This is a genomic window from Eubacterium sp. MSJ-13 (assembly GCF_018918235.1).
Classification (GTDB): Bacteria; Bacillota; Clostridia; order Lachnospirales; family Lachnospiraceae; genus Butyribacter.
This window is the reverse complement of sequence record NZ_JAHLQE010000072.1, coordinates 1-11327: the sequence shown is the minus strand read 5'-3', so window position 1 is coordinate 11327 and position 11327 is coordinate 1. Positions and strand designations below refer to the sequence as shown.

Annotated in this window: 7 protein-coding genes; 3 read left to right on the top strand and 4 right to left on the bottom strand. The window is 37.1% G+C overall.

Translation table 11 applies throughout. The annotated features are described in order from the left end of the window. Window positions 1-67: 67 nt before the first annotated feature. Both KQI69_RS04525 and KQI69_RS04520 read left to right on the top strand, forming a co-directional pair. Complete coding sequence (locus tag KQI69_RS04525) at window positions 68-2050, top strand: methyl-accepting chemotaxis protein (RefSeq protein ID WP_216564142.1); 1983 nt, start codon at window positions 68-70, stop codon at window positions 2048-2050. A 16-nt stretch (window positions 2051-2066) separates the two neighbouring features. Next, complete coding sequence (locus KQI69_RS04520) at window positions 2067-3044, top strand: sugar ABC transporter substrate-binding protein (RefSeq protein WP_216564141.1); 978 nt, start codon at window positions 2067-2069, stop codon at window positions 3042-3044. Between the two features lie 133 nt (window positions 3045-3177). Here KQI69_RS04520 and KQI69_RS04515 read toward each other — a convergent pair whose 3' ends face one another. Next, window positions 3178-5460 (bottom strand): GGDEF and EAL domain-containing protein, encoded by a 2283-nt coding sequence (locus KQI69_RS04515; protein ID WP_216564140.1) that lies wholly within the window; start codon window positions 5458-5460, stop codon window positions 3178-3180. Between the two features lie 132 nt (window positions 5461-5592). Further along, window positions 5593-7680 carry a methyl-accepting chemotaxis protein gene (locus KQI69_RS04510; protein WP_216564138.1) on the bottom strand — a complete coding sequence of 696 codons (2088 nt, stop codon included), beginning with the start codon at window positions 7678-7680 and terminating at the stop codon, window positions 5593-5595. Window positions 7681-8040: 360 nt separating this feature from the next. Here KQI69_RS04510 and KQI69_RS04505 point away from each other — a divergent pair, with 360 nt between their 5' ends. Continuing rightward, window positions 8041-9372: an MATE family efflux transporter gene (locus tag KQI69_RS04505; protein WP_216564137.1), complete on the top strand. Its 1332-nt coding sequence runs from the start codon at window positions 8041-8043 to the stop codon at window positions 9370-9372. Between the two features lie 18 nt (window positions 9373-9390). Here KQI69_RS04505 and KQI69_RS04500 read toward each other — a convergent pair whose 3' ends face one another. Both KQI69_RS04500 and KQI69_RS04495 read right to left on the bottom strand, forming a co-directional pair. Further along, window positions 9391-10032, bottom strand: a complete 642-nt coding sequence (locus KQI69_RS04500) for a hypothetical protein (RefSeq protein WP_253288999.1) — start codon at window positions 10030-10032, stop codon at window positions 9391-9393. A gap of 188 nt (window positions 10033-10220) precedes the next feature. Next, window positions 10221-11129, bottom strand: a complete 909-nt coding sequence (locus tag KQI69_RS04495) for a helix-turn-helix domain-containing protein (protein WP_216564136.1) — start codon at window positions 11127-11129, stop codon at window positions 10221-10223. Window positions 11130-11327 lie beyond the last annotated feature (198 nt).

Genomic DNA, 11327 nt, shown 5'->3' with positions numbered 1-11327 from the left:
TTTTTTTTTGTTCACTCATATGGTTAAAAATGGTATAATGAAATTTAAGTTAAAGGAGGGTTATATTATGAAGAAACAAAGGAATATGTCGATCAAAACAAAACTTCTGGGAATCATAATTCCCGTAGTTGTCGCTATCGTAGTGGTACTTGTACTTGTGGCATATGAGATGTCATCTGGTATGATTGAAAGTTATTCAGAAAATCTTTTGGAATCTTCCGTAGGTAATCAGGCTAATGAGATTGAGGCATGGCTTGATAAGAATATTGCTTCATTTCAGACGGCGAAGAGAACTATTGAAAAACTTAAACCAAATGATAAAGAATTACAGAATATGCTGGACGGCTATTACGGATTTGATGACAATTATCCTGAGGGGTTATATATAGCGGATTCTTCGGGAAAGCTTATGAAAGCATCAGAATCAAAGAAGTCGGAGTCGGATGTAACAAAGAGCGTATGGTATAAGGAAGGTCTTACGAGGATTAATATGAAGGTAGGTTCTGCTTATAAAAATTCAGAGGGTGTGAATGTGATAAGTGCTTCTGCAATGATAAATGACGGGACTGACAAAGTGCGTGTTATATCGGCAGATATGACGCTTGACCGTATTGCAATTATCGTTAATTCATTTATTGAAATGAATAAAGCGGAGGCTGTACTTGTTGATAAAAACACAGGAGTTATAATCGCGAACAGGGACAGTGAACTTATTTCACAGAAGATAGGTGACGGAAGCCAGAGCGAATATTATAAGCAGCTTGCCAAAAATATAACTGTTAAAAAGTACGATTCAACAACAATTGATGGAGAAATGACGGTGTTTAAGGAAGTTGACGGTACAGACTGGCTGCTTGTATCTTATATACCAAAGAGTGTGATATTGGCTGACCTTGTACAGCTTCGTACTACGATGATAGTTATAAGTGTCGTATGTATACTTTTACTCTGTGTCCTTATTGAGCGTGTTACACATGTCGTTATCAAACCTGTAAAGACTATGACAGGTGTTATAACAAAGATGACATCAGGTGATTTTACTGTTACTATGGATGTTAAAGGTCATGATGAGATTGCTGTTATGGGAGAGAGCGTGAAGAAGTTTATCGCCACAATGAAACAGATGATAAAGGAAATGGGAGATGTTTCCGGAAAACTTAAAGAACAGGCGGATTCGAGCAAGAATGTTTCGGGTGAGATGAATTCAGCGGCAGCTATACAGTCGCAGTCTATGAGTGAATTAAATACAACTGTTGACCAGCTTTCACTTTCTGTTAATGAGATAGCTGAGAGTGCGACTAAACTTGCAGGTGTCGCGTCCGATACAAAAGATGATGGAAGTCAGGTAGAGGATAAGATGAACGAGACAGTGCGTGTGTCTGAAAAAGGCCGTGAGGATATGAAACAGGTAAGTCAGGCACTTGAGAGCATAGAGCAGTCAATACGCAATCTTGAGGAGGCTGTAAATAAAGTCGGAAGTGCATCAGGTGAAATTGTTCAGATAATAAACCTTATAGGAGAGATTGCAGACCAAACAAACCTTCTCGCATTAAATGCATCTATTGAGGCAGCTCGTGCAGGTGAGGCAGGAAAAGGATTTTCTGTTGTTGCCTCTGAGATAGGAAAACTTGCAAACAGCAGCACAGAGTCAGTAGCTAATATTACGACACTTATAACACAGATAAACAATCTTGTTGCAGATGCTGTGAAACAGGCAGGCAGCAGTGCTAAGGACATATCGGGAAGTGCAGTGCTGATACATACGGCAGTAGATACATTTGATATGATATTCAAGAACATACAGGATACGGGCTCTCTTATAAATGAGATGGTCGAGAAGATAAATGAGGTTGATGCAGTTGCTACGAATGTTGCCGCTATTTCAGAGGAGCAGGCTGCAAGTTCGGACGAGATTCTTGCAACTTCAGAAACAATGCTTAAACAGGCAGAGAATATTTCAAAGAACAGTGATGCTGTTGAGGAAGAAGCTGATAATCTTGCGTTATCGGCACAACAGCTTGAAAATCAGGTTAATCAGTTCCAGATTTAAGAAGGGAGGGATATTCATGAAGAAGTTAGTAAGTTTAGTTATGTGTTTTATATTAGCTATAGGCTGTTTAAGCGGATGTGGAGGAAGTTCAAAGGGTTCGTCAGATACAGATGCAAGTGGAATGAAAATATTGATATCAGTGTCGCAGGCAGATGATTTTAGAAATCAGATTGCCCAGAAAGCGAAAGATACGGCTGAAAAGGCAGGTGCTAAGGTTGAGGTCATAGATGAAAAAAATTCTATTGAAAATCAGGTTAGCGACATAAAGAAAGCGGTATCTGAAAAATACGATGCGATTATATGCGGTCTGGTTGATATAGATACGGCTTTTGAGGTAGAGGCTATAGCAGGAGATATTCCTATTGTATTCTTTAATACCTGTCCTGACAGTGACAGACTTGAAGCCGGTAAATATATATATGTTGGTTCAAATGAGGAAGATGCCGGAAAATATCAGGCAGAAGCGATACTTAAAGATTTCCAGTCATCAGATGAAATAAATGTAGCCATATTCAAAGGAGCGTCATCACATGCTGCAACGAAACCTAGAACAGAGGCTTTGAAAAATGCATTGAATGATTCAGGAAAGAATGTAAACTTTGTGTTTGAGGATAATGCCGATTGGGATAAAACAACTGCAAAAGATATGTTTAAGCAGTTCTTAAAGACAGGTCAGAAGTGTGATGCGGTTGTCTGCAACAATGATACAATGGCAACGGGAATCATAGAAGCGTGCAAAGAAGAAAAACTCAACGATATAAAGATATACGGCATTGATGCAACAGCAGATGGATGTGCGGCTATAGAAGCTGGGGAAATGGCATTTACGGTTTATCAGTCTGCTACAGGTCAGGGAGAGATGGCATTTAAGGCGGTAGCTGCACTGGCAAACGGAAATGATATTTCAGAACTTGAAGGTGCCACAAAGGATAAGAAATATGTATGGGTACCGTTTGAGAAGGTTGACAGTTCAAATGTAAAAGATTATGAATAGAATCATGGAAAGATAAAAAGGCGGTCAGAAATGTTGTATTTTCTGACCGTCTTGTGTTGTTTAACACTATCAGGCAAGTGGCAGAACGGATTGCGAATATCCGCTTAACTATATAACTATATGGGAGCATCATTTACAAATAGGTGTCTTCAAACTGGTTTACAGGAATAGGTTTTGAAAAATAATATCCCTGATATATTCCACAGCCCATCTGTGTAAGTTCTGTAACCTGTTCTTTTGTTTCTACGCCCTCTGTTATAACTGCAAGTCCCAGTGTCTTTGTGAGAGCTATTATATTATTTAATATAGACATGCTTCTTTGGATACGTTCAGGTTTTGTTGTCCTTAAAAAGCCCATATCTATTTTTATTACATCTACATCCATATCTTTGAGTGTGTTAAGAGATGAGTATCCGCTTCCAAAATCATCAATCTCAACCTGAAAACCATAATCCCTGAATTGGTTTATAATGTCAAGCTCACCTGCTGTTCCAGTCATAATGGCAGTTTCTGTGATTTCAAGTTTAAGCGTTGCAGGAATGATTCCGTATTTTTCTACCATTGATATGATAGTGTTGTATACATCCATGTAATAAAAGTCTTTTGTAGAGATATTTACGGATATATATAAATCATCACGACCGTTTTTCTGCCATTCCGCAAGTTTTTGTATTGCAAGTTCCCAGACAAATTTGTCAAGGCGGTAGATAAGACCTGTTCTTTCAAATACCTCTATAAAATCACCTGGAAAGATAAGACCACGCTTTGGATGCTGCCATCTGACAAGTGCTTCTGCACCGAGCATTTCACCATCGGATGTCATCTGCGGCTGTAAGTACATACAAAACTGTTTTTCATCTAAAGCTTTATCAAAGTCACCGACAAGCTGTTTTTCAACGATTGTATCATTGAATATCGTATCGGTGTAATATGCTATAGATTTATCGTAGTTTTCATTGAGTGTTTTTATTGCAAGATTTGCTTTATCGCACATTATGGAGATATCTTCGTTTATATCTGTGATCTCATAGACACCGAGATATATATGGAGATGATACAGATCATTATTAAACGCCTTTCCCATTGTCCGCAGTGCATTTGTGAAATTCTGTTCTTTAAATCTCGCTTTTGGAATACATATAGCAAATTTATCACCGCCTGTCCTTCCGTAGACAATACCCTCACCACATTGTTCCTTGAGAAGGTCAGCTTCCATCTTTAAAACTTCATTTCCTTTTTCAAGACCAAAGAGGTCATTTATAAGCTTAAAATCTTTGATGTTGGAACTGAGTAACAGCCATTTTTCATCAGGTTTTGATTTAAGAAGTTCAGTGGATTTTTCGGCAAAATAATTTTTATTGTATAATCCTGTAAGTGTGTCGTGTGTTGCAAGATATCTTTCTCTTTCAAAAGCAAGGTGTTTTTCCGTATTATCAATAAGGTTTAGGAAAAAACCTATGTATTCATTTTTTTTATCAAATAATTTTCTGTATTCAACATCAAAATAATGCTTTTTGTTATCAATGATTTTTTCATCACTCCATTCAAGTGAGTTGCGGTTATTGATATTGTGTTCTTCTATCCAGGTTTGTGCATAATCTGAGATGGTTGCCAGAGAATTTGACGGACTGTCAAACATCTTTAATGCTTTGTCATTTGCATAGACACAGTCGTTGTTTATATCAAAACAGATTACACAGTTATTCATCTCAGTTACAACAATAGACAGTGTTTTATCTATAAGCTCGTTTGGAGAACGATATAATGTCAGGTAGCATATAAGTATTGCTGCAAATACAAAAAAAGGAAGTGAAAGGTCTACAGGAAATTCTGATATGTTGCATGCAAAATTTAATAATATGATAATACACATTACAGCAAGTATCGGAATATATTTTTTACGGTAAAAAGATGGTATCTGGAGGATTTTTATCGTAAATGATGCAACGATACAAAATACCAGGCAATATGCAAATACATAGTGAATATAGTAAAAAATGTTTTTGGTATCTATATGATATAGTTCAAAGTTCATATAATTTACTGTTTTTAATGTAAATGCGTTGTGAAAAAAAGTATTTAAAAATAGTGAGATACCATCTAAGTAAGCAAATATAAAGCATCCGGTCCTAAATGGTGTTACTTCATTAAATACGAGTGTATATTGCTGTGAGTACTGTAATATGTATATAAGCATCATATCGAATGAAAACAGATAAAGAGCTTCCATAAGATATGAAAATGTTTCGCTTATGCAGAGAGCAAATAACCCGTTGCCAAGGATGGTTATTATCGCAAAAATAAGACATCTGACTATAGAAGATGCTACATCGCTTTTTATTTTTCTTGCATATTTTATACATATAAGTATGGGTATTATCATCAGGAATAAAAAGGCCAGGTATATTTTATCCATACAGTTTTAACCTCCATTTTAATTTAACACTATCAAGGAAGTCCCCTTCCGATATGCTGCAATAGCAGCTAATAGTGTTATGAGCAAGTAGTAAAGCGGATTGCGAATATCCGCTTGATAATGTTCTAAACATTAATGTCTGAACATAGTTAATACGCTATCTAATTTATCGGTATTTTCTTTATTTGTATTTACAAGAGCCTCATTGCTATCGACAACTGTAGAGAGGTCTGAGGTTTTTTCTGCAATATCATTTATGCCATCAGCAGTCTCTGAGACTGTTGTGTTGACTGTATTTACAGAATCTGCGATATTAACAATTGAATCTAAAAGGATTTCTATCTGTTCATTTATAGCTGTCATACTGTCATCAAAAACAGTGGCATCGCTGTTGTACTGTTTAGCAACGGAAGTAAAGTCTTTATAATCATTTAAAACTGTTTCGTTTAGAAAGTCAGTGCTTTCCTGCAGGCATTGTGTGAGATCAGATACAGCGATATTTACCTCTCCGATAATGGTTTCGATATTGCTGACAGTTGCAGTGGTCTGGGTTGCAAGATTACCTATCTCATTTGCTACGACAGCAAATCCTTTTCCTGCTTCTCCAGCTCTTGCTGCCTCAATCGAAGCGTTTAGCGCAAGCAGGTTTGTCTGTTCTGAAATTTCAAGAATCGTCTGTGTGAACTGATTTATCTTTTCAACTGATTTAGCCTGTATCATTGCCTTTTCCATCTTTTCTTTGACATTTTCATATATATCAACGGTCTTATCTGTTGCAAGTTTTGTTTTTTGTTCAAGACCATGAGCCCGCTCTTTTATTGTCTGGGCAGTTTCCTTTCCGTTACCGGAATGTTGTTCAATGTCTGTAGCGTGTTGCTTTATTTCGCTGACAGTTTCATTTACAGTTTCCATAGTTGCGGCAGTTTCCTGCATTGCAGCGGCAATCTCGCGTGTTGTATCAGTGTTTGAACTGCTCATAGTATGTATTTTGTCAGTTATTTCTGCGAGCTGGTCAGATGTATTCTTTATGTCTGACTGTACCTGTTGTATCGTTGCTACCATATTGCGTAAATTTTTGCGCATTTCGTGAAGTGATAATGCCATATGTCCGGCTTCATCTTTATGCTTGTAAAGACTTTGAGATGCAGGATTGCTTTTAAAATTAAAATCGGCAGTATCCTGTACTATACCGTCAATCTGTTTGATAGGTTTTGTTATTGCAGTACCTATGATAAATCCTATGACAACAGCGATTATAATGGCAGTTAATGCACCACCTGCAATCTGTTTTGAGAGAGCATTAGACTGATTGTTTAATTCACTCTGTGGAGCTGAAAGTATGTATTTCATACCATTCTGTAAAGTTTTGTAATACATTACTTTGGATGTATTTTTGTATGAATATGAAATCAATGTCTGTTCTTTTTTAGAATCTTTCAGTGCACTTACCAATGGACTTGTACCACTGTCTGTCTTTTGAAGGTTTGTACCTACATCAATTTTGCTATGATATGTAATATTTCCATCGCTGTCTGAGAGGAAAGAATATCCTGTTTTAAATATTTTGGCTGAATTTACTGTGTCGGTAAATGTGTTGAAATTGATATCCATACCTACGACACCTATGGACTTTCCATCAACATAGATAGGTATGACATATGATATCATGTAGACATTTATGTTGGAGTTCATGTAAGGTGACATCCATGTTGCTTTTTTATTTTTGACAGGGATATAATACCAGCCTACATGCTCTGTATCATCCTGATCATACATAGAGAAATCGGTGGGAGTCACACTCTGAAATTTACTTTTGTCATCGTTTCTTGTAAGAAATAATCCGCTTGTGGGTTCGGTAAATTCAGGATTATATCTTATATAAGCGGCAAGAGCACCGGGAGTATCCTGAGCTGATTCCATAAGTATAGGGAGCATTTTCTTTGTATATTCATTTACATAACGGGTGCTGCTGCAAAATATCGAGGTATTGTCAATCTTTGCTTTTGCCATGCTGTAGACCATATTTACGGAGTTTTCAACATTCTGCATGGTTTCATTTAATTTATCTGTCTGGGTAATGCATGCAATCTCCATCTGCCTTTTTGAATCTTCGACAGATGTTTTTGAAGAGTTTATAATGCTTATAGCACCACATATAACAGTTGAAAGGAGTGAGCAGAATATAACTGCTGCGATAATTTTAGTCTTGATAGATTTCATGATGATGTCCCTCCCATTTGATTTGTATTTTAACCTAAGTATATATATCTTTATTTTACCATAAATTGGATGATTTTTAAATGAATTGATTAAATAAATTTGAGTCGGATTTTAAAATGTTAGATAAAACTTTAGAAAAATATATTTGCTATGTTAGCTTTATTGTTCACGGACAGGTCGGATACTACAGTCAAACTGTGTGTCAGTGACTACATTAAAAAAATTTATGTTACTTTCAGAAAAAGTGTGTTAAAATGGTTTGCGGTCTGCACAAAATAATATATCCGTAACTATAATTGTTGGATAAATTTATAGAAATGAGGTTTTGGTATAAATGAAAGTAATGAGGTTAGATTTAAGATGAAAGATTTGACAAAAGGAAAAACATTGCCACTTATAATGGGATTTGCAATCCCTATTGCGATAGGAAATATATTTCAGTTGTTCTACAGCCTTGCTGACACGAGGATAGTGGGGCAGTTTCTGGGAGAAAATGCCCTTGCGTCTGTCGGGGCTACAAGCTCACTCAACAACATGATAATCGGTTTTCTGCTCGGCATGACAAACGGATTTGCGATAATCGTTGCGAGAAGCTATGGTGCAAGAGATGAAAAAGCGATAAAAAAGGCTGTAGCGGCAACATTTGTCCTGGGGATAGCGGTATCACTTGTATTTACTGTACTTAGCGTGGGATTTTTAAGAAACATACTTGAATTTTTGAACACACCCGAAAATCTGATAGACGGTGCGTACAGATATTTCAGGATAATACTTCTGGGAATGACGGGTGCTATGCTCTACAATGTCTGTGCAGGACTTTTCAGAGCAATAGGAGATTCGATTACTCCACTTATTTTTCTGATAATCTCCACATTTGTTAATATAGGTCTTGATATCTTGTTTGTTTGTGGATTTAAGTGGGGAGTTGAGGGAGCGGCATTTGCAACTATCCTGTCACAGATAATGTCATTTGCATGCTGCTTTGTATACATGCTTAAAAAATATCCCGTACTTCACTTTGGGATAAAGGACATAAAACTTGAAAAAAGTCTTGTAAAATCAATGTTTGCTATAGGCTGTTCAATGGGATTTATGAGTTCGCTCATAAATATAGGTTCTGTTGCGCTTCAGGGAGCGATAAATTCGCTTGACGATGCAAATTATATAGTCGCACATACTGCGGCAAGAAAGATTTCAGAATTTTTTATGCTGCCATTTACTGTTTTTGGAACAACGATGGCAACTTTCTGCGGTCAGAATATGGGAGCGAAGAAACCCGACAGAATAAAGAAAGGAATATGGCAGGTAACGATAGTTACATGGATATGGTGTGCATTTATGGTGCTTTTATCATACACTGTCGTGCCGTACATGGTCGAGATGATAACGGCAACAAAGCAGCAGCAGGTAATAGACACGGCAACACTTTACCTTAGAGTTGACACATTGCTCTATTTTATACCAGCCGTCATATGTATACTCAGAAATGCAATGCAGGGAATAGGGGATAGTGTGACACCTGTTGTATCAAGTTCATTTGAGCTTATATGTAAGGTACTTGTGGCAACATTTTTGACACCGGTACTCGGATATTGGGCTATCATCTGGGCTGAGCCGATTGCGTGGGTTATAATGGTCATACCGCTGCTTATCGGGATAAAGAGAAATCCGGTGATAAACGGGGAGGTATAAAATTAGTTTTTCAAGTACCTATCTTTTATATAAGATACACCGCCCGTTTTTGCCGATTTCTTTAACTGCACCGGTTCGTTTCAAGACGGTAAGTGTAGTCTGTGCAAGGCGGAGAGGGATTTTTGCACATTTAGCAAGGTCTTTCGAGGTGAATGTTTCGGGGAGATTATCGGGCAGCAGGAGTGCATAGTCCCTGCCGCCGCTGATATAGAGTTCATCATGAAGTGCGACAGGTATACGGTCGTACCGTGATGAACCTTTTTTTCGTGTTTCATTCCATCCATTTAAAAGCCTGTATTCCTCAATGTCAACAAGAACAAGACAGATATGCAGGTTAGGATTTGATAAGAACATACTTATTTTATATAATTCGATAAAAGCATCAAAAAAAGTTCCTGTTTTGGGGGACTTTCGTTTTTTGGAGACTTCCCCGGTGTCCTCATCTATCCAATAAAGCCATTTGTTATGGGGGATGGGATAGACGATGGTAACAGGATGTTTTTTCAGAAAAACACTGAGTTTCTTACGCATAGCATTGAAACTTCTTGTCTGTATCTCTATAATCTCATCATTACGCATAATATCCGCAACAAAACGGTCAACTTTTATCTCCTGATGTGAAATATCTGGTTCGTAAAAGTTTTTGAGGACTGCATGCATTGTTTTTTCTTTTAAAGTACCGATACCGTTGGTTTCACGCTCTTTGGCTATGATTTTTTTCAGGCATCGGCGAAAAGTTTTTGGTCGTATGTGGTGATTGGCATAGGGTGACTCCTAGGGGGAAGGTTTAGGTGTAACAGTGTTATGAGCAAGTAGCAAAGCAGATTGCGAATATCAGCTTGACATCGTTACTTCACAAATTTAACTGAATAATAATATATATAATCATTGTTATTCTCGTCAAGTCCATCGATACTATTCTTAGTGATATACTGTATAGCATATGCGCTAACGCTGTTTTTACCATACATTAGTGCGGCTATCCCTTGTTCGGTGCCGGGTTTTATCCTTAGGGCATCGGGTATGAGTGTTGATGCCTGCATATAGGATTTTCTGTCTGTAATATTTTCTAAGATTTTATTTTCATTCGAGTATTGGCTGGTTTCATCAGTGATTACTAGTTTTGCTGCTGAATAATCGGAATTAGGAGTAATCAATATAATTCCAGTGTTGGCTGATGACGATTTGTCATAAGTCAGTTTAGCAATATTTTTATGTGATATTCTCTTTCCAAAGCGGTACTCTGACAAATAAATATCCATTTCTTTAAATGAGTCTTTTGTATTATATTTGAACATCATTGTCTGGTCTGTTCCTGAAAACAATTTAGCGGTTTTTATTTCAGGGCTGTCGCTATAAAAAGGTTCTATATAATTTTTAGGCTGTTGTAACCTGTTGTATAACAATCCGCCTGCTGCTGTCAGAAATATAGCTGACAATACAAGAAGTGCTGCTATTATCCGCTTTAAACGGCTTTGTTTATGGTTGCTGTCCTTAGATACCTGCATAAGTGTATCTTCAGATTTTTTTGCCACACTGACGGCATCAATATCCTCGCCCGCCAAAAATTCATTGATGGTAATGTTTAATATGCTGCATAATTCCATATATACGGAAACATCAGGCAGACAAATACCTCTTTCCCATTTTGAAACGGATTTGTCACTCTTCCCTAATTTTTCAGCAAGCTGTTTCTGAGTCAATCCGATTTCTTTGCGTTTTCCGGCAATATATTTTCCGATTTTGATAAGATCCATAATCTGCATCTCCCTTCTTTTTGTGATTATACTAGCTCTTTTAAGTGCAAAAAGTACACCTCTCAAAGGTAGAATCAGGGATTTTTTACTCAAAGAATAGTATATTTTACTGTTTTCTGCAAACAATAATGATTGTGTATTAGTCAAGCAGATATTCGCAATCCGCTTTGCTACTTGCTCATAACACTATTAGCTGCT